This is a genomic window from Nocardia sp. NPDC052316 (genome assembly GCF_044547795.1).
GTDB lineage: Bacteria > Actinomycetota > Actinomycetes > Mycobacteriales > Mycobacteriaceae > Nocardia.
Window position 1 is genome coordinate 67,167 of record NZ_JBIUBB010000010.1, and the last position, 21,370, is coordinate 88,536.

Here is a 21,370-nt window from a genome sequence, read left to right on the forward strand (position 1 = left end):
GATCAATAGCCGGCAAAAGGCGTACGGACCACGCCGGTCCGATCTCACCCCACAGTCCGATCTCATGTCATACCAGGGGATTACGAGTAACGAGGTTCGAGCGGATAGTTTCGGGGTATCGACAGCGGCGCTCCGTCATCGACCGGCCAACGGGGTCGGCACAAGAGGTGGTGTCGCAGGCTCATCTCTCAGGAAGATCTATGACGACACCTGCCTTGGTCCCCGAGTCATCGCCCCGGTCAGCACACCGCGGCGATTACGCCCGTCTGTTGCGTCGGATCTCCGAAGCGGGGCTGATGGACCGACGGCCCGTCTACTACGCCGTGCGGCTCAGTCTCGTGGGGGTCGCGTTCGTGGCCGGGTGGGTGGCCTTCGTCCAGATCGGCGATTCGTGGTGGACGCTGCTGGTGGCGGCGTTCATGGCGGTGGCGTTCGCGCAGATCGCACTCGTCATGCATGACGTCGCACACCGCCAGGTCTTTCGGCTACGGAAGCCGACGGAGCTGGTGGGACGACTCGTCGGCAACGCGGGCATCGGCCTGGGCTACGGCTGGTGGCAGGACAAGCACACGCGCCATCACGCCAACCCGAATCACGAGGAGCTCGACCCCGATGTCGCGCCCGACATCCTGGTCTGGTCACAGCAGCAGGCGAAATCCAGCCGTGGTCTGCCGCGGCTCATCGGAAGGGCGCAGGCGTACCTGTTCTTTCCGCTCCTGTTGCTGGAGGGCCTGAACCTGCATGTGGCCGGTGTGCGTGCGCTCAAGGATCGTTCGGTGAAACACCGCGGCTGGGAGGGCGCACTGCTGTTCGGCCACTTCGCCGTCTATCTGGCCGCATTGTTCGCGGTGCTGCCCGCCGACAAAGCCTTGGCCTTCTTCGCCGTGCACCAAGGCCTTTTCGGCCTGTACATGGGCTGCATCTTCGCCCCGAACCACAAGGGCATGCCGACCCTGACCGGCGACGACCGCCCCGACTACCTGCGCCGCCAGGTGCTGACCTCCCGCAACGTGCGTGGTGGCGCGCTGACCGACTTCGCGCTCGGCGGGCTCAACTATCAGATCGAGCACCACTTGTTCCCGAGCATGCCGACCCCGAATCTGCGGCACGCCCGGTTGATCGTCCTCGACTACTGCAATGAGATCGGCGTGCCTTACCACGAAACGGGCCTGATCGCCTCGTACCGCGAGGCGCTGCGACACCTGCACCACGTCGGCGCGCCCCTGCGCAATCCGGATGCCGAAGGGCCACAACATAATCACTGAAACACAAGCTCGGCATCGAAAAAGCAGGCACTCGCTCCGCAGCGGGTGCCTGCCATCACCGCACAGGTAACAGTTCCTCGATGAGTTTCTCCACACGCCAACGGATTTCGTCGCGGATAGGCCGGACGGCGTCGATGCCTTTGCCCGCCGGGTCGTCGAGCTTCCAATCGCGGTAGTCGACGCCGGGAAAGTAGGGGCAGGCGTCGCCGCAGCCCATGGTGATGACCACGGTGGACGCTTCGACCGTATCGGGGGTAAGGATTTTCGGTGCTTGGCCGGTGATATCGATGCCGACCTCGCGCATGGCCTCGACCGCGGCGGGATTGAGGGTGTCGCGGGGCGCGGACCCGGCGGAACGGACCTCGATCGCGTCGCCGGCGAGATGGGACAGAAAGCCTTGAGCCATCTGGGAGCGTCCGGCGTTGTGCACGCACACGAACAGCACACTGGGCACGGTCATGATCGGGTCACCTGTTCGGTCTCGGCATGTGGGTCCGTGGATACGTTGGAGCGGAAGCGTTTTCGCAGAGCAAGGGACACATAGACCAGGCCGACGAGAACGGGCACCTCGATGAGCGGGCCGACGACCCCGGCCAGCGCTTGCCCGGAGGATGCGCCGTAGGTGGCGATGGCGACGGCGATGGCCAGTTCGAAGTTGTTGCCCGCCGCGGTGAACGCGAGCGTGGTGGTGCGCGCGTAACCCAGGCCGAGCAGCGCGCCGAGGGCGTAGCCGCCGCCCCACATGAGTGCGAAGTAGGCCAGCAGCGGGACGGCGATGCGTACGACATCGAGGGGCTGGGCGGTGATCTGCTTACCCTGCAGGGCGAACAGGATCACGATGGTGAACAGCAGCCCGTAGAGCGCCCACGGCCCGATCGCCGGCAGCAGGCTCGACTCGTACCAGGCGCGGCCCTTGGCTTTCTCGCCGAAGCGGCGGGTCAGGTATCCGGCCAGCAGCGGAATTCCGAGGAAGATCAGTACCGATTGGGCGATCTGCCACGGCGAGGTGTCGATCCGGGTTTGCTCGAGGCCCAGCCAGCCCGGCAGCACCGACAGGTAGAACCAGCCGAGCACCGCGAACATCACCACCTGGAACAGGGAGTTCACCGCGACCAGCACGGCGGCGGCTTCGCGGTCACCGCAGGCCAGATCGTTCCAGATGATCACCATCGCGATGCAGCGCGCCAGCCCCACGATGATCAGCCCGGTGCGATATTCGGGCAGATCCGGCAAGAGCAGCCAGGCCAGGGCGAACATCAGCGCAGGCCCGACCACCCAGTTCAGGATCAGCGAGCCCGCAAGCATGCGCCGGTCGCCGGTGACACTGTCGAGCTGGTCATAGCGCACCTTGGCCAGCACCGGATACATCATCACCAGCAACCCGAGGGCGATCGGCAGCGAGATCCCGTCGATCTCCACCGCGGACAGCGCGTCACCGAGCCCCGGAACCAGCCGGCCGAGCAATAGTCCGGCCACCATGGCCGCACCGATCCAGACCGGCAGGAACCGGTCGAGTGTGGACAGCTTGCCGACGACAGCGGGCGGGTCGGTCGCGGCGCTCACGCGTTTGCCACCAGACCGGCCTCCGCCGCCAGTACATCCGAAAGCCGTTGCAGCGCTTCGGGAACCGCCCGGTAGTACACCCACGACGCGCGACGTTCGCTGGTCAGCAATCCCGCCTCGCGCAGCACTTTCAAGTGATGGGAGATCGTCGGCTGGGTCACGTCGATACCGTCGGACACCTCGCACACGCAGGCCTCGCCGCCGGCTCGGGCCGCGACCGCGGACAACACCCGCAATCGCACCGGATCGGCCAGCGCCTTGAACTGCGCCGCCAGCTCGACGGCGGCCTCAGCGGTCAGCGGCTGACGAGCCTGCGGGGTGGGCGCACACCCGGGTGCGGCCATCGGCAGCGCGGGTCCCTGATTCGACATGCATCGATATTGACGGATATCGAATCAGGAACGCAAGCGAACTTCCGGTGAACTCACCCACCCCGGCGCGAGCTGCCGATCAGCAGCAGCCCGCGCCCGACGCGACCGCCTTGTCCTTCGCCTCGGCGCCGCAGCACGCCCCCTCGGCAGCGGCCTCCTCGGCCGTACCGCAGCACACCGCCGTCGCCTCGGCGTCCGTGGTCGCGAGTTCGGGTGCGGTGCCGAAGGTTTCGCTGTCGGACAGCACCGTGTACACCTCCCACCGCTCGGCATCCGGGGCGGTCACCCACACCTTGTCCTGGGTGGCGAAACAACAGGTCGTGGCGATCTGCTCCTCGGTGAACAGCCCGGCCTGCGACAGTCGCGCGATCTCGCCGTGCACCTGCCCGGAGGATTCGACCTCCACACCGAGGTGGTTGAGACTGCCGCCCGAACCGGGGTTCTCGATGAGCACCAGCTTCAGTGGCGGTTCGGCGACGGCGAAGTTCGCATACCCCGGCTTGCGCTTGGCCGGCTCGGTGTTGAAGAGCGTCGAGTAGAACGCGATCGCTTGATCGAGGTCATCGACGTTGAGTGCGAGCTGAATACGGGACATGGCAGCAACCTCCAGGTTGTGAGACATATATCGAAGAAGTGGTACGACTGAGTCTGCACCACCTTTTCGACATATGTCAATAAGCTCGGTAGAGTTGTCGGCATGCCCAAGGCACTGCCCGTGATCGACATGTCCGCCCCGGTGTGCTGCGCCCCCGTCGCTGCCGGACCGGTCGACGACGCCGCGGCTCTGGAGGTCGCGCTCCGACTGAAAGCCATCGCCGACCCGGTTCGCGTGAAGCTCATGTCACTGCTGCTCACCTCCCCGCACAGCGAGGAGAACACCGGCGATCTCGCAGGCACCGTCGGGCTCGCCGAGTCCACCGTCAGCCACCACCTCACCCAGCTGCGCAACGCCGGACTGATCGTCTCCGAGCGGCGCGGCATGAACACCTACCATCGCGCTCGCCGAGACGCCCTTTCCGCGTTGTGCCTCGTGCTCGATCCGAACTGCTGCCCCTGAGCCGCTTACCCGCGCGAGGAGATCTGCTGCACGCCCCAGCTGTTGCCGTCCGGGTCCTCGAAGAAGAGGAAGCCGACGTTGCCGAGGGGATCCGTTGTGGGCGAAGGGTTTTGGCCGAGCACCTGGATATCGCTGACCGCGACACCGCGCGCCACCAGTTCCCGGTGCGCCTGCTCGATATCGGGCACGACCAGCTGGAGACCTTTGACCGAGCCCGGTTCCATCTTCGGCACCGCGCCTTCGCCGATAACTATGAAGCAGCCGGTCCTTCCGAAGGGGTACAGACCTCAGCGGTAGGGACGGTCCGACGGCGCGAAATTCATCGTCGCGCCCAGCCCTGTTACCTTCGCCCGCCGCCACTCGTCATAGGTGTGTCGGCCCAAATGCACAGGGTCGACGCACCGACGAAACTGGAGAACACGATGCTCACCAACATTATGTACGTGACGATCAACGTCACCGATCAGGATCGCGCGCTGGAGTTCTACACCGCGGGGCTCGGCCTGGAGAAGCGGATCGACTTCACGGGGCCCGAGGGACGTTTCCTCACCGTCGGGGTTCCCGATAGCCCGGTACAGATCATTCTGTGGCGGCATGCGGCGGGTTCGGGGCAGCCGGGCGAAGGGGAACAGTCGGCACCCGGCACGGTCGTCCTCGAATCCGATGACCTGCGAAAGGATTTCGAGATCCTGCGCGAGCGCGGCGTCACGTTCACCCAGCCCGAGCCCGAGGATTACCCGTTCGGGATCCGCGTCGAGGCGAGAGACCCGGACGGCAACCGGATCTCGCTCCGTCAACCGCCGAAGCCGTGACCGCCCACCCCAGCGGCTCGATAGCCGAAGCGTTCGAGGCCCAGCGCGATCGGCTGCGCGCCGTCGCGTACCGCGTGCTCGGCTCGCACGCCGACGCCGAGGACGTGGTGCAGGAAGCCTGGATGCGCCTCGTCCGCCAGGACGCGGCGACCATCGGCAACCTGGCAGGCTGGCTGACCACGGTGGTCGGCCGAATCAGCTTGGACCTCTTGCGCTCTCGCCAGGCCCGCCCCGAAACCCATTACGGGCAGGAGTTTTCGGACTTCGTGGTGACGCCCGACGACGGCCCCGCGCCGGACGAGCAAGTGGCGCTGGCCGACTCGGTCGGCCTCGCCCTGCTCGTGGTGCTCGACTCGCTCACCCCGAGCGAGCGGCTCGCGTTCGTCCTGCATGACATGTTCGCGGTGCCGTTCCACGAAATCGGCCACATCCTGGGCAAATCCGCCGACGCCAGCAAGATGATCGCCAGCCGCGCCCGCCGCAAGGTCCAGTCCACGGACCGGGCGGCGGGCCCCGGCCGCGAACACCACGACGTCGTCCAAGCCTTCCGGGCCGCCGCCCTCGGCGGCGACTTCGAAGCGCTGCTGCGCGTCCTGGACCCGAATGTGCGGCTGACCGTCGACACCGCCGACGGCGTGGTCGTCAGACTCGGCGCCACCGAGGTCGCCGCAGGCGCCCGCATGTTCTCCGGCGAGGCCGCCCGCTATCGCCGGGTGCTGGTCAACGGCGTCCCCGGCCAGATGTCCTGGCGCCCCGACGGAACTCCGCTGTCCGTCATCGTTTTCACGGTCGTCGAAGCCCGGATCACCGCCATCCATATCGTCATCGACCCTGCCAAGCTCAGCTCGATCCACTTGCCTGCCCCGGCCTGAGTCGGTGTCGGCCCGGACACCCGATGCTGTGCGGTAGCGGGGACCGCATAGAATAGGTGGTGCGGCGGTGGGGCTCGCCGCTCCGGGCACCGGATCCGGAACAACCGCGGCATCGCCGGCCAACAGTCCCTACCCCATCACCCCGCTTTCGGGCGGCTATGGAGTAGGAGACAGCTGTGCGCATCGAACCGCCGCCGACCCTTTCGGTCGAGTCCGACATCGACCTGCGTGACGTCGAACAGCAGCACGGGGCTGGGAACCAGCATGGCGCGATACTCGCCGTTGTCGCCGTCGGCGGCGCGCTCGGAAGTGTGTCCCGTTACGGCCTGACGCTGGCCTGGCCCACACCGCCGGGCGGGTTCCCGTGGGCGGTGTTCACCATCAATGTCGTCGGCAGTTTCCTGCTCGGTGTGCTGATGGTGGTGGTCACCGAAGTCCGCCCGGCGCACCCGCTGGTCCGCCCGTTTCTCGGGGTCGGCGTACTCGGTGGTTTCACCACCTTCTCCACCTACACCAACGACATTCACGGGCTGCTCGACCTGCACACGGTCATCGTCGCCGTCGCTTACCTGGTCGCCACGCTGGTGTTGGCGTTGACCGCCACCGCCCTCGCGGTCACTTGTACCCGTGCGGCAGCACGCCTCGCCCGGGCTTCGCGGTGACCAACGCATCCGGCGGGCCGTCGAGAAGTACTCGGCCCGCACCGCTTGGCCCTCGCCCCTTCGGCTCTCCGCTACGGCATGTTTACTACCCATTTGCTTCCGGCCGAAAATATCGGGGATGGTTATAGCAATCGAACATTCTTTACTCTGCACGTCGACACCTGTCGGATCGAGAGGACTGCTGTGCCCGAGGTAGGTCCAGGTTTTCCCAGGCGAAAATTCATCGGTGGGGCGCTCGGTGCGGCGGCGTTGGGCGGGGGATTGCAGGGCTTGCCGTCCGGCATGGCCGAGTCGTTCGCGGCGCCGAGCAGCAAAGGGTCGCTGGACGACGTCGAGCATGTGGTGATCCTGATGCAGGAGAACCGTTCGTTCGACCACTATTTCGGCACGATGCGCGGGGTGCGCGGACTGGGCGACGCCACCGCCGTGATCAAGGCGGACGGCAACAATGTCTACTTCCAGCCGGATCCGGGCCGCCCCGACGGCGGCTACCTGCTGCCGTTCCACGTGGACACCGCGGTGGTCGACGGACAGGACCTCGGCGACCTGCCGCACGGCTGGGACGATCAGCACCGCGCGGTCCGCGGCGGCTGGAGCGACGGCTGGACCGCGGCCAAGGGCGAGATGGCCATGGGCTATTTCACCGAGGCCGATATCCCGTTCCACCGCGCGCTCGCCGACGCGTTCACCGTCTGCGACCACTACTTCTGCTCCGTCCTCGGTCCCACCACACCCAACCGGCTCTATCAGTGGACCGGAACCATCGATGCGGCAGGACAGTACGGCGGGCCCGCGATCAACAACCCGGCCAACTACAAGCCGGTCTATCGCTGGACCACGTATCCGGAACGCCTGTCGGACAAGGGAATCAAGTGGAAGGTCTACGCCAACGACGAGGTGGGTGACGACTCCGGCGGCCACCCCTTCGTCGGCGACTACGGCGACAACCCGCTGTGGCTGTTCCACGCCTACCACGATCCCAAGAACACCGAGCTCGCCGCGCGCGCAAAGGTATTCGGCGAACAGAACTGGAAACCCGATTCGGGGCAGGGCAAGAAGGTCGACCATGTGCTGGCGGACTTCATCGCCGACTGTTCCGGCGGACGCCTCCCTCAGGTCTCCTGGGTTGTCGCCCCCTACGGCTACTCCGAACACCCGGCCGCCCGCCCCGCCGACGGTGCCGCCTACACCCAGGCCGTACTGAAAGCGTTGTGGGGCAATCAGAAACTGTGGAACTCCACCGCCTTGCTCATCAACTTCGACGAGAACGACGGCTTCTTCGACCACGTCCCGCCGCCGATGGCACCACCCGGCACACCCGGCGAATACGTCAACGGACAGCCTATCGGCCTCGGACCCCGGGTACCGATGCTGGTGATCTCACCGTGGAGTCGCGGCGGCTGGGTGAATTCGCAAGTCTACGACCACACTTCGGTGATCCGCTTCCTGGAGAAGTGGACCGGCGTCGAGGAACCCAACATCTCCGCGTGGCGCCGCTCCATCTGCGGTGATCTCACCGGCTGCTTCGACTTCGGCAAGACCGACGCCACCGTGCCGAGGCTGCCCGACGCCGATGCCCTTCGGGCGCAAGCCGATGCGACGCAGAGCAAACTGCCCAAGCCCGCGCCGCCCGCGGTGGGGAGCCAGCGCCCGCCTGAGCAGGAATCGGGCACCAGGCCCGCCCGGCCCCTGCCCTACGCCGCCGTCGCGTACGGAACGCTCACCGCCGCCGGCGCACTGACCACGACCTTCCGCAACACCGGTGCGGCCGACATTCAGCTGGCGGCGTATCGAGCCGATGGGCGCACCGACGGACCGTGGCGCTACGACGTGAAATCGGGTGCGACCGTCACCGATACCTGGAGCGTCCAGAGCTACCCCGACAAGAAGTACGGCATCGCGATCCACGGACCGAATCGCTTTCTCTGGCGGATGAGCGGCACCTCGACCTCGCCGCTGGAGGTGACCGCCGCCTACTCCGCCGACAACAAATTGCAACTGTCGATGACGAACAAGGGCACGGCACCGGCCGTGGTCACGGTCAAGGCGAACAGCTACCGCTCCGACGGGCCATGGACCTTCACGATCGCGCCCGGAAAAACCACCACCGACACCTGGAACGCGCTCAAGTACGGCAACGGCTGGTACGACCTCTCGCTGACCGTGGACATCGACCCGGCCTACCAGCGCCACTTCCGCGGGCACATCGAGAGCGGCAAGCCGAGCGTCACCGGCTGAGCCGTCGCCCCGTCACCGGCGATGCGCCGCGTCGTACCACTGATGCGGAATGGACCAGTCCCAGCACTGCGCCGACGGCCGGGGCACGGGGTTCGCGCGCGCCCATTCGGTGTAGCAGCGGGCCGATCCACCGGCGCACGCGCCGCACAGGACCAGGCCACCCAGCACATGGCGCCACAGCAGGCGGAGTGAGATGCGTCGCCGCATTGCGACCTCCTCGGCGGGAAAGCGGTTCCGAGCAGAGGCATTGCCTCAGGTCCGCCGACGATACCGCCGCGCCGGGCGCTGCGGACGAGAATCGCGGGACCGCTCCCGGAAACGCACGCCGACAACGCAAAAGCCCCGCACCCAGTGGGTGCGGGGCTCTTTACGCTGCGCCGATCAGATTGCGCGGACGTCCTGGGCCTGCGGCCCCTTCTGTCCCTGTCCGACCTCGAACTCCACGCGCTGTCCTTCTTCAAGGGACTTGAATCCCGAGCCGGACACGGCGGAGTAATGGACGAACACGTCAGCGCCGCCACCGTCTTGTGCGATAAAGCCGAAGCCCTTTTCGCTGTTGAACCACTTCACACTGCCTTGAGCCATTGTGTTACTTCATCTTTTCTGTAGATGAGCCAAACGAATCAGGTCGATAAGCTTGATCTCACTGGACTACCATGTCACGGATCGGCGGGAAACCCTACGAAATAGCCCGGTATGTGAGCTAACCGACACTGATCGGCTGTGCGACGGGCTGCCCGTTCGGCCGCGTGGACCGCCCAGTGATGGGTGGCAACATCTTGCGGCCCAAGGCATTTCGATCGGACCCCGGCACGCTGACCTGGTCATACGCTCCTCGCAGAACGTCGGTTGCAGCGCACGCATCACCTTCGGCACTGTCCGACACGCCTCAGGGCTTACTCCGCGCCGCCCGGACCCCTGCCGGTTGGTGTCGCGGTCTGTGATGACGTGCGAGCTCCGCATCGTCGAGGACGCGCGGCCGCATCCGCATTGGAATCAGGGAATACCGGAAAGCAGTACCGACCAGCTTCATCACCGGCACGATATTCGACCCCATTCGGCGCTACACTTTCAATGGAAATCGTGCGCACTTCATCCTGATCCACGGCCGGCCATTGCGCGCACTGTAGAAGTAACCGACCGTCCAGCACCTGGGCCCGCGGGTGGCTCGCGATCACCGCGCACGGCGCCGACCAGCGCGGATTCGAAACTCGTTCATTTTTCCGGAAATATGACAGGGTGTTGCCGATTCGGATGCAGAGTGCCGTGGAATCTTGACAGTCGTGTTCGGCATGGGCTGCACTGTGTGACGCAAGATTGGGTGGGGAATGCTAGCCGATCGAGGTCGACCACGTTCCCGCATTTCCCTGTGGAGCGACCCTCACCTATTTCAGCAGGGCGATCGGCGCGACACGCTGGAGGCACAAGTGAGTCGAATGCATTCCACAAAACATCCGAATTGCGCGGCCGGGTCCGCGCTGCCGCCCGGAGTCGCGCTGCACCGTCCCGAACGCCACGGCTCGAATGGCAACGCTCGCTTACCGATCGGCGATGTCGCCGGGTCGCGGATCGCGCAGGCGATCGCCGTACTCGATGAGTCCGCCACTCCCGCCCGCGTCGCCGCGCTACTCGAGACCGTGGAATCCGCCATCCAGCCCGCCCTCGGTCGCCTGTCCGCAGCAGGCTTGATCGACGCCACGACAACCCGGTTCCATCAACCCGATTTTCGCGAGCGCGTGCTCCGGCACATTGCGGTCGACGCGCGAAAAAGTCTCTTCCATCGGGCCGCCGGACTACTACACCTCGACGACGAGGCTCCGCCAACGGTGGCCGAATTCCTGCTCGGTGCCGGCTACGCGCGCTACCCATGGGCATCGGCGGTGTTGCGCGCCGCCGCCGACGACGCGATGTTGCAGAACCAGATCTACCGCGCGCTCCAGTGCCTGACGCTCGCCTATCGCGTCAGCTCGAGCGCCGCCGACCGCGCGGAACTCTCCGGGCGCGTCTTGTCGATCGAATGGCAGGTCAATCCCTCCCCCGCTACCAGAAGCTACGCGCGAACCACCGTTGCCGCCCGGACCGGCCTGCTCGACAGGCACATGCTGCCCTTCCTGATTCGCTACGAACTGTGGCACGGACAGATCGATGACGCACGGGTCGCCCTCGAGGCACTCGAACGCCCGGCGACCACCGACTCCAACTCCGATGAGGTCGCCTTTCTCCATGCCTGGCTGGCCTATACCTATCCGGATGTGTCGACCCACGGCCCGCGCGAAATCGAACCCGCTCAGGACACCGGAGCCGATGCCGCGTCGGCCGACCGGCAGGGCACGACAGTGCTGTCCGCGATCACCGCGCGAGAATCGTTCGGCCGCATCACGATTGCCGCTCAGGAGCTGTTGACCGAGCATCGGTTGAACCCCGCGACCGTCGAGCCGCTCGCCATCGCGATCGACGGACTGGTGCACGCCGAACGGCTCGACCTCGCCCAGACCTGGTGTGATGTCTTGCTGGCCGAGGCGAATGCCCGCTGCGCGCCCACCTGGCAGTCGGTATTCGCCGGGTTGCGCGCCGAGGTGTCGCTGCGCCGCGGTGACCTGACCGCGGCCGAGCACTACGCGCAGCGCGCGTTGAATCAGGTGGCCGCCAAGAATCTCGGCACCTGGATCGGCAGTCCGGTCGCCACCCTGATCCGCGCGCTGACCGCGGCCGGGCGGTATCGCGAGGCACAGGCACAGCTCGATCGGGCCGTGCCACCGCCGATGTTCGCCTCCCGGTTCGGACTGCGTTATCTGCACGCCCGCGGCCATCTTCATCTGGCGACGCACCGGTTCTACGACGCCATCGAGGATTTCCGCACGTGCGGTGAGCTCATGCAGCGCTGGCAGCTCGACCTGCCCGTGCTGGTGCCGTGGCGAAACGATATGGCGCAGGCGTATTCGACCATGGGTGACATGGACAACGCGCGGACCTACGCGCAGCTGCACATCAGTCGGTTGGGGCGCGCCGACGCCCACCGGACCGGCGGTGTTTCGTTGCGTCTGCTCGCGGCGGCGAGCACGCCGCAGGACGGACTCGCCCTGCTGCACGAGTCGGAGGCGATCGCGCGGGCACACGACGATCAACTCGAAATCGCCGTGGTACTGGAGGATCTGGCGGAGGCGTATCAGCGAATCGGGGAGGCGGATCGTGCCCGCACACTACACCGCAACGCCGACCGCCTGGCCCGCCGGTGCGGCACGAAACCGTTGTCCGGTAGTGCCGCAGCCGAGGGCCCGCCCGTCTCGGTCCGTTCGCCGGCGGAGATCCGGACCGCTCTGAGCCCCGCCGAGCTGCGGGTGGCCACGCTCGCGGTGAACGGCGAACGCAACCGGGACATCGCCGATCAGCTCGGTATCACGATAAGCACCGTCGAACAACACCTCACCCGAGTATTCCGAAAGTTGCAGGTAAGCAGTCGATCCGAGTTGCGCTTCGCGATGCGCACGGATGATCTGCTCAGCTGATCGTCGGCGCGAACCGCACGCCTGCACCGCGGGCAGCGAACTCGCCCATCTTAGTGACGAAGCACAGTCGGGTTGTCCGGTGGTCAGATGCAGCGCGTCGCGGTGGCGCGGGCGTATGCGGGCGCCCACCGCCAGCACGAGTTAGGGCTGTGACCGGCCCGCAGGGCGACAACATGATTCACCACCGCCAACAATGACGACCTCAGGGCAGCACCATGATGATCGCCTTATGGAGCCGGGAGTTTAGTGGGTGGGCTGGTATGGGGTGACGGAAGTGGACTGTGCGGTTGAAGTTGGTTGGGGCGTAGGACGTTGGCGGTGGTTGCGGCCAGGACGCAGAAGGCTACGGGGAGTAGGAGGATGATGTTGAGGGGGGCCAGGTGGGTGAGGGGGCCGATGATGGCGGGGCCGGCTAGGACGCCTAGATAGCCGAGGCCAGCGACGCGGGCTACGTTGGCGCCTGCGGCGGCTCGGTCGGCATGGCCTGCGGCGCTGAAGAGTTGAGGGACGCAGCCGGAGAGGCCGGCGCCGAAGATGGTCCAGCCGAGCAGGGCCAGCGGGATCCAGGGCGAGAGGGCGGCGGCCAGCAGGCCGAGGGCGGCGAGGGCTGAGCCATAGCGCAGGACGGCGACGGGGCCGAAGCGGGTGGCGACGCGGTCGGCGAGGAGTCGGCCGACGGTCATGGCGGTGGCGAAGGCACCGTAGGCCAGGGCGGCGGTGGCGGCGGGTGCGGCGAGCACGTCGCGCAGGTGCAGGGCGCTCCAGTCGTTGGCCACGCCTTCGCACAGCATCAGCAGCAGGGCGAGACCTGCGAGGAACCAGATGCGCCGTGGTGTGGTCCGCCGCTCCCCTACCGCGGAAACCTCGGCGGCGGAAGGCTTTTCGGTTCGCAGCAGGGCGGGTGCCGCCGCTGCGGCACTGAGGAGGCCGAGCAATGCCGCGAGCCCCAGCGCGGTCGCGGGGCTCCAACCCCAGCTGAGCGTGCGGGCACCGACCAGCGCAGCCAGGACACCGCCGAGCGAATAGGTGGCGTGGAACGCGGACATCACGGATCGCCGGTATTCGTGTTCGACCTGGACGGCGTGGGCGTTCATGGCGACGTCCAGGCAGCCGTTGCCGAATCCGAGAGCCAGCAGCGCGGCCCCTAAGGTCCAGGCGTTCGTCGACAGTCCGGGCAGGACCACCGCGGCCGCGCACAGTGCCGCGCTCACCGGGACGACGATGCGGGCACCGAATCGATCGGCGAGCGGACCGACCAGCCGCATGCCGACGAAGGCTCCCGCGCCGAGCAGCAGCAACAGCCAGCCGAGCGTCGCGTGCCCGATCCCGACCCGCTGCTCGACGGCGGGAATGTGGACGACCCAGATCCCGATCAGGAAGCCGTTCAACGCGAAGTAGGCGAACGTGGCCAGTCGAGCGACCCGCAACGATCTCTGCATAGTTTCGAACATAACGCACATGTTTAATGTTCGAAAGATTGATTTTCTAACACGACCAGTGTTCTATAACAGCTGTGGCGAGCGTAGACCGACTGAAACAGATCACCGAAGCCGTGCGCGAGGCGGGCCAGCTCGGGGTGGCCGAACTGGCCGAGCGCACCGGCGCCTCGGAGATGACCATCCGCCGCGATCTGGAGACTCTGGCGAGCCAAGGCGTCCTCGAGCGCTATCGCGGCGGCGCACGCACCCTGCTGCTGCGCGGCGAAGAACCCCCCTTCGCCATGCGCGTGCACGAGGGGCTCGAGCTCAAGCGGCGCATTGCCGCCGAGGTCGCCGGGCTCATCGCCGACGGCGAGTCGGTCGTGCTCGACAGCGGCACCACCTGCCTCGAAGTCGCTCGCGCACTGGCACACCGCCGCCTGACCGTGCTGCCACTGTCGTTGCACGCGGTGAACGCGCTCACCGACGCACCCCAGCTGACACTGCTGGTGCCCGGCGGTAAGCCGCGCCCCGGCGAGCTGGCCTTGACCGGCCCGCTCACCCTGGCGTCGCTGGCCGCCTTGCGTTTCGACACCGCGATCCTCGGCTGCTGCGGCTTGACCGCGGCCGACGGACTCACCGCCTACGACCTCGACGACGCCGCCGTCAAACGCACCGCGATCGCCTCGTCCCGCCGCGTGATCGCGGTCGCGGAGGCCGCGAAGCTCGCTCGCACCGCCCTCGCCTTCGTCGCACCGGCCGCCGCCCTGCACGCCGTCGTCACCGACCACACCGCCGCGCCCGAGGACACCGACGCGCTGGCCGCCGCTGGCGTCACGGTGCGGAGAGTGTGAAAAGCCTCAGACGATTTCGAGGTCGTAGGTGACCTCGACCCAGAAACCACCGGGCTCGTACTCACCGCCGAGGGTGAGGATGTAGTCACCGCGACGGAGATCGTCCAGCCGACACCAGAGCCCCCAGGCGTTCGCCCGGTAGCGGCCCGCCGGACCGAACGGCGCGTCGGGCACCGCGTCGACCAGGAACGGGCTGCGGTTGGCGACTTCCCGCAGCGGCAAGGAGACCCCGTTCAGCTCGGCGTGCCCGCTCGCCGTGGGAATCACCGGAACCCGCCGGGCGAACAGCGACGACTTCTGCAGGATATTGAAGGCGGGGAAGAAGATCGGACGGCCGAACGGCACCGCGCACTTCCTGCTGACCTTGCCGCCGAACGTGCCCGCCAGAAACCAGACGTCCGCGGGCTGCTCCTCACCCGCGAATTCTCCGGTCTCATCACTGACCGGATTCCGATCGGCGGGTATCGCCATGGCCCACTGCCACCATCGAGCCGCGAACTCGATGTCCCTACTCCGCATAGCCACCCACCTTGATCAACAAGCCTTGAACGATGGTCAGGATAGCCAGGTGCCCCGTTTGGGCCCGAGGCCGCCGGGTAGGCGGGGGCCATGACTGTGAGAACGACACATCGCGCCACGAGGCCGCGTTTGGAGCGGGGCACAGCATCACTCGAATCGCTGCTCAACGCGATCGTCACCGCGGGCGTGGTGATCATCAACTCGGTCGGGGCGACCGCGACCGCGAGCCTCGGCATCATCTCCGCTCTTGCCCTGGTGCTATGAGCCGGTAGGTTGCCGCGCCCGCGTGGGCGGCGCGCGTTCACGCGGGCGCATGGTCACGTTCACACCGTGTTTACGATGTCCGAATGCTTATTCACGACGCGCCGGGAAGTTCGCCCCCACCCGCCGAGCAAGCGGGCGCCGCGCGCCTCCCGGAACGTCGCGTTCGGTCGTCGGTCATCTGGTGTGGCATCGCCGCCGCGGTGCTCGTGCTCGTGGCGGGCGAGCTCATCGCCGCGCACATCAACGCGCTCGGCCCGCTGACGAGCCTGTTCCGCGATTACGTGGGCAGGCCGAAGTCCGCGACCACCTCGTGGGCGGGGTTCCTGCTCGCGCTCGTCGGCGTCACGACCCGCGTCCGGGTGACCGCACTGGCCGCGGCGATCGCCATCGACGTGATCTTCGTGGTGATCCGGGCGGTCGAGGGCAGGCTGTTCACCGTCGGCAACGGACCGACCATCGTGCTCACCGCGCTCGCGGTGATCGCCGCGGTGCGCTGGTCCGGCGAGCGACGCCGAACGGCCCTGCGTGCCATCACTTTCGGTGCCCTGCTGATCCTCGCGACCAAGATCGGTGAGATCTGGCTGGACATCACCGCGTGGGTCTGCCCCAGGGTTCTCGATCCCTACGCGCAACTGGCCGACCACGCGCTCGGCAATCCCTCCTGGTTCGTCGGGCATGTGCTCGACATCGCCGGACCGGTGCCGCTGGGTGTGGTGCGCTGGGTGTATTTCGAGCTTCCGGTGGCGGCCATCGTCGTCGCCGTCTGGCAGTTGCGCAACGTGACCACCGGCGAGTGGCCTCGGCACCACCTGGTGCGAACCTTCTTGGCGCTCGGTCTGATCGGGCCGCTCTTCTATGTGCTCTTCCCTGTTGTCGGGCCGATTCTCGCCTTCGGGCCGCAGGGTAACGGCCTGGAGATCGCCGACGTCTGGCCGGATATCGTGCCGCCGCTGCCGTTTTCGGTCGGACCGATGCCGTTCGACGGCATCACGCCGCGCAACTGCATGCCGTCACTGCACACCGCGTGGGCGCTGTCGCTGTTCATCCACTCCCGCCGCGGCCCGCGGTGGTTGCGCTACGGCGGCACCTTCTGGCTGGTCTGCACCCTCATCGCGACCCTGGGGCTCGGTGCCCACTACGGCGTCGATCTCATCGCGGGCGCCGCACTGTGCCTCACCGTCGAGTCCGTCCTGCGCGACCCCGACCGCGGCTGGGACCACTACCGAATCCGCGTGGTCGCCTTGGGTATCGCCACCTTCACGGCCACCCTCCTCGCCACCCGCTACCTGGCCCCCACCATGGCCGCCCACCCCCTCCTCGCCGGCTTCGCCCTGCTGGCCATGCTCGCCGCACTGTCCGCCACCTTCTACGCCACCTGGTTCGCGCCGACCCGGCCCAGGAAAGGGCAAGCGTTGGAAACCGAAGCAGCTGTCGAAAGTTCGGTGCTGCGCTGAGCTAATGCGCTGGCGCGGGCACGGGCACGGGCACGGATCGGTGGCGGAATTCGTCGTGCCGTGGTCCGTGCCGAATTACCCGGTTCTGGTGCCCGATGTTCTGAGGGCTTGTTCGGGTTCGGGGGTGCACGTTCACTGGTCGTGGATTATGTCGAGTCGAGACGAGTGATCGTGAGACCTGTGCGCTGCTGGCCGGTGCGCCGCCTATGCCCACGGTTGCGGGGTTGGAGATGCGGTGGCCGGGCAGCGTGGGACGACTTTGCTGGGGATACTGGGCGATCGGGCGGCGGAAACGCCTGATCGGGCGGCGTATACGTATCTGTCCGATGGCGGTGCGGTGGAAACGCTCACCTATCGCGAGGTGTACACCGCGGCGGCGGATCTTGCGACGAAAGTGCGGTCGGTCGGTGCGCCGGGAGACCGGGTGCTGGTTGTCTCGGTATTCGGGCCGCAGTTTCTGACGTCGTTCTTCGCTTGTATATCGGCAGGGCGAATTCCGGTTCCGATCGCGAATCATCAACCCGGAGCCGTCTTCTCGGATATGTCGGCGTTCGCGGCGTTGGCGGTGGATTGCGCACCGTCGGCGATCCTGGCACCGCGTGCGGTGCTGGATCAGTTGCGGGCGGCGAGCGCGCAGTACCCGCCGCTGGCCCGCCTGGCCTGGCTCAGCAGCGACGAACCATCGGGACACCTCCTCGACCAGACCTACGCACCGGCTCCCGACGAAACCGCTTTCCTGCAATACACATCCGGTTCGACGCGCGCACCGCGCGGAGTGATGGTGAGCCACGCGAACCTGACGCACAATCTCGCCCTGATCGAGGATGCGTTCGGGCACACCCCGGAGAGCAAGGGCGTCATCTGGTTGCCCGCGCACCACGACATGGGGCTCATCGGCGGGCTGTTGGAGCCGCTCTACGCGGGCTTCCCGGTGGTGCTGATGTCGCCGGAGGCCTTCATCCGGGATCCGCTCACCTGGTTGCGCGCCATCTCCGAGCACGGCGGAACCACCAGCGGCGGACCCAATGTCTGCTACGACTACAGCGTCCGCCGGGTGTCTGCCGAGGACGCCGCCGCGCTCGATCTGAGCAGGTGGGAGGTCGCGTTCGTGGCCGCCGAGCCGATCAATCCCCGTGCGCTGCAACGCTTTGCCGACCATTTCGCACCGGCGGGCTTCCGGCCGGAAAGCTTGCTGCCCGGGTACGGTCTGGCCGAGTCGACGCTGTTCGTCAGCGTGACCCCGCGCGGTGCGGGTGTGCGGTCGACGCAGCTCGCCGGGCGTGACGTGGTCAGCTGCGGGGTGGTCTCCGGCGGCAGCGCGATCATCGCGGATCTGGACGGGCACACCCGCCTCGAACCCGGTGCGATCGGCGAGATCTGGCTGGCCGGGCCGAGTGTCGCCGACGGGTATTGGGGCAAGCCGGCGGAGACCGAGGAGGCGTTCCATGCCCGGCTGCCCGGCGATCCGGCCACCTACCTGCGCACCGGCGATCTCGGGTTCCTGCACGACGACGAGCTTTTCGTGACCGGGCGGGTGAAGGAACTGATTATCATCCGTGGCCGCAATATCGCGCCGCAGGACGTCGAATGGTCCATCGAGACGGCGCATCCCGCACTGCGCCGTGGGCGGTGCGCGGCGGTCGGACTCGACGTCGACGGCGATGAAGCGCTCGCAGTGCTGCTGGAGGTCGACGCGGAGAAGCTCGATGTGCGCCTCGAGGAGCTGGAAACCTCTATCCGGCATACGATCTCGCACACCTACGGGCTGGACACCCATCGCGTCGTCTTCCTCTCCCCTGGCGAGTTGCCGAGGACGACGAGCGGCAAGGTGCAGCGACTGAAAGCCAGAGACATGTTTCTCAGCCATCCCGAAAACACGGCGGCAGAGTCTTCTGTGCTCGACCAACTCACCCAGTGGATGGCGGACCAAGTGGGTGTCGAGCCCGCCACCTTGGATGTCGAGAAGCCGATGACCGCGCTCGGGCTGGATTCGGTGAAGGCCAGCGAGTTCGGCGCTTATGTCGAGCGCCAGTTCGGCTATCCGGTCTCCGCCGAGAAGTTGTTCCAAGGGCTGACCGTCGCCGACCTGGCGGCTGAAATCATCGATCAGGTTTCAGGTAGGGAGCCGATGCCCGAAATCGTCACTAGTGTCGAGTCGCCCAGCTCGCCAGTCGAATTCAGTCTGTTCTTCTTCGCCAGCGACGCGGACCCGGAGAACGCGAACCGATACGGCCTGTTCCTCGATTGCGCGACCTTCGCCGACGAGCACGATTTCCGCGCGATCTGGTTGCCTGAGCGGCACTTCCATCGGTTCGGCGGGCTCTTCCCCAATCCGGCGGTACTGGGCGGGGTCCTCGCGCGCACGACGCAGCGGATTCGGATCCGCGCGGGCAGTGTCGTCCTGCCGCTGCACGATCCGGTGCGCGTCGCCGAGGACTGGTCCGTGGTCGACAATCTCTCCGGCGGTCGCGTCGACATCGCGTTCGCCACCGGATGGAATCCCGACGACTTCGTCTTGGCCGCAGCGGATTACCCCGACCGCGAACAGGTGATGCTGTCCGGTGCGGACAAGGTCCGGCGGCTGTGGCGGCGGGAGGCCCTCACCCTGCCCAACGGCGCGGGCGAACAGATCGAGGTTCGCACCTTCCCACCGCCGATCCAACCGGAGTTGCCGATGTGGATCACCTGTAGCGGCGGGATCGGCCGCTTCGAACAGGCCGGGGAGCTCGGCGCCAATGTGCTCACCGCGCTCCTGTTCCAGGATGTCGACGAGTTGCGCACCAAGATCGAGGCCTATCGCAAAGCCCGTGCGGCGCACGGGCACGACCCGCAGGCCGGCCATGTCACCCTGATGCTGCACACCTTCCTCGACCCCGATGAGCAGAGGGCCAGGCAGGTGGTCGAGCAGCCGTTCAAGGACTACCTTCGCGACTCGGTCGACCTGTGGCGGCGGGGCGCGGAACCGTTGAACAACTTGAGCGAGGCCGAGCAGGATCGGGTGCTCGACTACGCGTTCGCTCGGTATTTCCACACCAGCGCTCTGCTGGGCACACCGCAACGTGCTGCGGAACTGATCGACGAGTTGGCCGCGGCAGGCGTGAACGAGATCGCCTGTCTTGTCGATTTCGGGGTCGACCAGGAGCAGGTGCTCGGCGGGCTACGACATCTGGCCGACTTGCGAAAGCTGCGTACCACCAATACAATTCAGCCAATCCGCACGACTGCGCCAACCCGCCCGGCCGCACAGCAGGACCTCGGCGCGTCCATCCGCGACCGGCACGCCTTGGCCCACCGCAACAGCGGCGGCGTCCTGGCCAAGGCCCGCGATTTCGACCTCGCCCGCCGTTTGCGCGCGGCCGACCTGTTGCCGTTCTATCCGGACCTGAGCGCCTCCGACGGCGCCACCTGCCGCTACGAAGGCCGCGAGCTGATCATGCTCGGCTCCAACAACTATCTCGGCCTCACCGCAGACCCACGGGTCAGGCAGGCGACCGCGACCGCGGCACTCCAGGACGGCCCGAGCGTCACCGGTTCCCGCCTGATGAACGGGTCGACCCCGGCGCACGGTGCCCTCGAACGCAAACTCGCCCGCTTCCTCGGCCGCCCGGACGCACTCCTGTTCACCACCGGCTACCAGGCCAATCTCGGCTTCCTGTCGGCCTTCATGGGCGCGGGCACCGTGCTGGTGGTCGACGAGGAGTGTCACGCCTCCATCTATGACGGCGCCGCCATCGGCGGCTGCAGGCTGATCCAGTTCCGGCACAACGACATCGCCGATCTCGACCGCAAGCTCCGCACCGAGCTCGGCGGGCTCCCCGCCATGGTCATGGTCGACGGCGTGTACTCGATGTCCGGCGATATCGCCCGCCTGGCCGAGATTCGAGACGTCTGCGACCGCCACGACGTACCCCTGGCGGTCGACGACGCCCACGGCCTCGGCATGATCGGGCTGACCGGCCGCGGCGTGGAGGAGGAACTCGGCCTCCCCGGCGTCGCGGACATCCTCACCGGCACCTTATCCAAGAGTCTCGCCTCCGTCGGCGGCTGGCTGGCCGGCCCGCACGACCTGATGGACTGGGTGCGCTATTACGGCCGCGCCCAACTCTTCTCGGCATCTATCCCGCCCCCCGCTGTCGCCGCCGCGGCCGCCGCGCTCGACATTCTCGAAGCCGAACCCACCCGCATGACAAAACTGCGCGAGCTCTCCGCCCACTGGCGCAAAGGCCTGTCCGAGTTGGGCTTCGACACCGGAACCTCGCGCACCACGATCGTCCCGGTGTTCATCGGCGACGAACTCCGATGCCTCCGCTTCGCCAAACACCTTCTCGATGAAGGCGTCTACGCCAACTGCGTGCTCGCCCCCGCCGTCCCCGCCCACCGCGCCATGATTCGCACCACGGTCACCGCGGTCCACGAAACCCACCACCTGGACCGCGCTCTCGCGGTCTTCGCCAAGGTCGGCCGCGAGTTGGCGGTCATCTAGCTGGGGGCCGGCGAATTACCGAGCGGTGGAAC

General features: G+C 67.0%; 20 protein-coding genes. 11 read left to right on the forward strand and 9 right to left on the reverse strand.

All coding sequences use genetic code 11. The features are described from left to right. Window positions 1-296: 296 nt before the first annotated feature. A complete protein-coding gene (locus ACIHA7_RS37505) occupies window positions 297-1,265 on the forward strand; it encodes a fatty acid desaturase family protein (RefSeq protein ID WP_397296471.1) in 969 nt (322 codons plus the stop codon). Window positions 1,266-1,320: 55 nt separating this feature from the next. On the opposite strand, the gene ACIHA7_RS37510 is transcribed toward ACIHA7_RS37505, so the two are convergent. From ACIHA7_RS37510 to ACIHA7_RS37525, 4 genes are all read right to left on the reverse strand, one after another. Then, entirely contained in the window at window positions 1,321-1,725 is a 405-nt protein-coding gene (locus ACIHA7_RS37510) for an arsenate reductase ArsC (RefSeq protein WP_397296472.1), read from the reverse strand. Next, entirely contained in the window at window positions 1,722-2,828 is a 1,107-nt protein-coding gene (gene arsB, locus ACIHA7_RS37515) for an ACR3 family arsenite efflux transporter (protein ID WP_397296474.1), read from the reverse strand. Before arsB ends, ACIHA7_RS37510 begins: the two co-directional genes overlap by 4 nt. Further along, the gene (locus ACIHA7_RS37520) at window positions 2,825-3,199 is read right to left on the reverse strand and encodes an ArsR/SmtB family transcription factor (protein WP_397296476.1); all 375 of its coding nucleotides are present in this window, start codon (window positions 3,197-3,199) and stop codon (window positions 2,825-2,827) included. The genes arsB and ACIHA7_RS37520 overlap by 4 nt, the downstream gene beginning before the upstream one ends. Before the next feature lie 79 nt (window positions 3,200-3,278). Further along, a complete protein-coding gene (locus ACIHA7_RS37525; protein WP_397296478.1) occupies window positions 3,279-3,794 on the reverse strand; it encodes an ArsI/CadI family heavy metal resistance metalloenzyme in 516 nt (171 codons plus the stop codon). A gap of 102 nt (window positions 3,795-3,896) precedes the next feature. On the opposite strand from ACIHA7_RS37525, the gene ACIHA7_RS37530 reads away from it, so the two are divergent. Beyond that, window positions 3,897-4,256, forward strand: coding sequence for an Rv2640c family ArsR-like transcriptional regulator (locus tag ACIHA7_RS37530; protein WP_397296479.1), 360 nt, complete (start codon window positions 3,897-3,899; stop codon window positions 4,254-4,256). A 5-nt stretch (window positions 4,257-4,261) separates the two neighbouring features. Here ACIHA7_RS37530 and ACIHA7_RS37535 read toward each other — a convergent pair whose 3' ends face one another. Next, window positions 4,262-4,489, reverse strand: a complete 228-nt coding sequence (locus ACIHA7_RS37535; RefSeq protein WP_397296480.1) for a VOC family protein — start codon at window positions 4,487-4,489, stop codon at window positions 4,262-4,264. A gap of 189 nt (window positions 4,490-4,678) precedes the next feature. On the opposite strand from ACIHA7_RS37535, the gene ACIHA7_RS37540 reads away from it, so the two are divergent. From ACIHA7_RS37540 to ACIHA7_RS37555, 4 genes are all read left to right on the forward strand, one after another. Further along, the gene (locus tag ACIHA7_RS37540) at window positions 4,679-5,068 is read left to right on the forward strand and encodes a VOC family protein (protein WP_397296482.1); all 390 of its coding nucleotides are present in this window, start codon (window positions 4,679-4,681) and stop codon (window positions 5,066-5,068) included. Further along, window positions 5,065-5,940 (forward strand): sigma-70 family RNA polymerase sigma factor, encoded by an 876-nt coding sequence (locus ACIHA7_RS37545; RefSeq protein ID WP_397296484.1) that lies wholly within the window; start codon window positions 5,065-5,067, stop codon window positions 5,938-5,940. Before ACIHA7_RS37540 ends, ACIHA7_RS37545 begins: the two co-directional genes overlap by 4 nt. Before the next feature lie 176 nt (window positions 5,941-6,116). Then, complete coding sequence (gene crcB, locus ACIHA7_RS37550) at window positions 6,117-6,602, forward strand: fluoride efflux transporter CrcB (RefSeq protein ID WP_397296486.1); 486 nt, start codon at window positions 6,117-6,119, stop codon at window positions 6,600-6,602. A gap of 183 nt (window positions 6,603-6,785) precedes the next feature. Further along, on the forward strand, window positions 6,786-8,840 hold the full coding sequence (locus tag ACIHA7_RS37555) for a phosphocholine-specific phospholipase C (protein WP_397296487.1): 2,055 nt from the start codon (window positions 6,786-6,788) through the stop codon (window positions 8,838-8,840). Between the two features lie 12 nt (window positions 8,841-8,852). Here ACIHA7_RS37555 and ACIHA7_RS37560 read toward each other — a convergent pair whose 3' ends face one another. Next, window positions 8,853-9,047: a hypothetical protein gene (locus ACIHA7_RS37560; RefSeq protein ID WP_397296489.1), complete on the reverse strand. Its 195-nt coding sequence runs from the start codon at window positions 9,045-9,047 to the stop codon at window positions 8,853-8,855. Between the two features lie 174 nt (window positions 9,048-9,221). Beyond that, complete coding sequence (locus ACIHA7_RS37565) at window positions 9,222-9,425, reverse strand: cold-shock protein (protein ID WP_107655522.1); 204 nt, start codon at window positions 9,423-9,425, stop codon at window positions 9,222-9,224. Window positions 9,426-10,276: 851 nt separating this feature from the next. Between ACIHA7_RS37565 and ACIHA7_RS37570 the strand changes: the two genes are divergently transcribed. Then, complete coding sequence (locus ACIHA7_RS37570; RefSeq protein WP_397296491.1) at window positions 10,277-12,346, forward strand: LuxR C-terminal-related transcriptional regulator; 2,070 nt, start codon at window positions 10,277-10,279, stop codon at window positions 12,344-12,346. Window positions 12,347-12,573: 227 nt separating this feature from the next. On the opposite strand, the gene ACIHA7_RS37575 is transcribed toward ACIHA7_RS37570, so the two are convergent. Further along, window positions 12,574-13,785, reverse strand: coding sequence for an MFS transporter (locus ACIHA7_RS37575; protein ID WP_397296493.1), 1,212 nt, complete (start codon window positions 13,783-13,785; stop codon window positions 12,574-12,576). 74 nt (window positions 13,786-13,859) lie between these two features. Here ACIHA7_RS37575 and ACIHA7_RS37580 point away from each other — a divergent pair, with 74 nt between their 5' ends. After that, complete coding sequence (locus tag ACIHA7_RS37580) at window positions 13,860-14,618, forward strand: DeoR/GlpR family DNA-binding transcription regulator (RefSeq protein ID WP_397296495.1); 759 nt, start codon at window positions 13,860-13,862, stop codon at window positions 14,616-14,618. Between the two features lie 6 nt (window positions 14,619-14,624). Here the strand turns inward: ACIHA7_RS37580 and ACIHA7_RS37585 are convergent, their stop codons facing one another. After that, window positions 14,625-15,137, reverse strand: a complete 513-nt coding sequence (locus ACIHA7_RS37585) for a hypothetical protein (protein ID WP_397296497.1) — start codon at window positions 15,135-15,137, stop codon at window positions 14,625-14,627. 90 nt (window positions 15,138-15,227) lie between these two features. Between ACIHA7_RS37585 and ACIHA7_RS37590 the strand changes: the two genes are divergently transcribed. The 3 genes from ACIHA7_RS37590 to ACIHA7_RS37600 all read left to right on the forward strand — a co-directional run bounded on the left by ACIHA7_RS37590 (window position 15,228) and on the right by ACIHA7_RS37600 (window position 21,338). Next, window positions 15,228-15,401 carry a hypothetical protein gene (locus tag ACIHA7_RS37590; RefSeq protein WP_397296499.1) on the forward strand — a complete coding sequence of 58 codons (174 nt, stop codon included), beginning with the start codon at window positions 15,228-15,230 and terminating at the stop codon, window positions 15,399-15,401. 83 nt (window positions 15,402-15,484) lie between these two features. Further along, a complete protein-coding gene (locus tag ACIHA7_RS37595; RefSeq protein WP_397296500.1) occupies window positions 15,485-16,855 on the forward strand; it encodes a DUF5933 domain-containing protein in 1,371 nt (456 codons plus the stop codon). Window positions 16,856-17,090: 235 nt separating this feature from the next. Then, complete coding sequence (locus tag ACIHA7_RS37600; RefSeq protein ID WP_397296502.1) at window positions 17,091-21,338, forward strand: MupA/Atu3671 family FMN-dependent luciferase-like monooxygenase; 4,248 nt, start codon at window positions 17,091-17,093, stop codon at window positions 21,336-21,338. Window positions 21,339-21,370 lie beyond the last annotated feature (32 nt).

Excerpts from the sequence above, each read along its gene's own strand:
- ACIHA7_RS37505 (WP_397296471.1), top strand. The coding sequence starts at position 297 with ATGGACCGACGGCCCGTCTACTACGCCGTGCGGCTCAGTCTCGTGGGG.
- ACIHA7_RS37510 (WP_397296472.1), bottom strand. The coding sequence starts at position 1,725 with ATGACCGTGCCCAGTGTGCTGTTCGTGTGCGTGCACAACGCCGGACGC.
- ACIHA7_RS37520 (WP_397296476.1), bottom strand. The coding sequence starts at position 3,199 with ATGTCGAATCAGGGACCCGCGCTGCCGATGGCCGCACCCGGGTGTGCG.
- ACIHA7_RS37525 (WP_397296478.1), bottom strand. The coding sequence starts at position 3,794 with ATGTCCCGTATTCAGCTCGCACTCAACGTCGATGACCTCGATCAAGCG.
- ACIHA7_RS37530 (WP_397296479.1), top strand. The coding sequence starts at position 3,897 with ATGCCCAAGGCACTGCCCGTGATCGACATGTCCGCCCCGGTGTGCTGC.
- ACIHA7_RS37540 (WP_397296482.1), top strand. The coding sequence starts at position 4,679 with ATGCTCACCAACATTATGTACGTGACGATCAACGTCACCGATCAGGAT.
- ACIHA7_RS37560 (WP_397296489.1), bottom strand. The coding sequence starts at position 9,047 with ATGCGGCGACGCATCTCACTCCGCCTGCTGTGGCGCCATGTGCTGGGT.
- ACIHA7_RS37565 (WP_107655522.1), bottom strand. The coding sequence starts at position 9,425 with ATGGCTCAAGGCAGTGTGAAGTGGTTCAACAGCGAAAAGGGCTTCGGC.
- ACIHA7_RS37570 (WP_397296491.1), top strand. The coding sequence starts at position 10,277 with ATGCATTCCACAAAACATCCGAATTGCGCGGCCGGGTCCGCGCTGCCG.
- ACIHA7_RS37575 (WP_397296493.1), bottom strand. The coding sequence starts at position 13,785 with ATGCAGAGATCGTTGCGGGTCGCTCGACTGGCCACGTTCGCCTACTTC.
- ACIHA7_RS37585 (WP_397296497.1), bottom strand. The coding sequence starts at position 15,137 with ATGCGGAGTAGGGACATCGAGTTCGCGGCTCGATGGTGGCAGTGGGCC.
- ACIHA7_RS37590 (WP_397296499.1), top strand. The coding sequence starts at position 15,228 with ATGACTGTGAGAACGACACATCGCGCCACGAGGCCGCGTTTGGAGCGG.
- ACIHA7_RS37595 (WP_397296500.1), top strand. The coding sequence starts at position 15,485 with ATGCTTATTCACGACGCGCCGGGAAGTTCGCCCCCACCCGCCGAGCAA.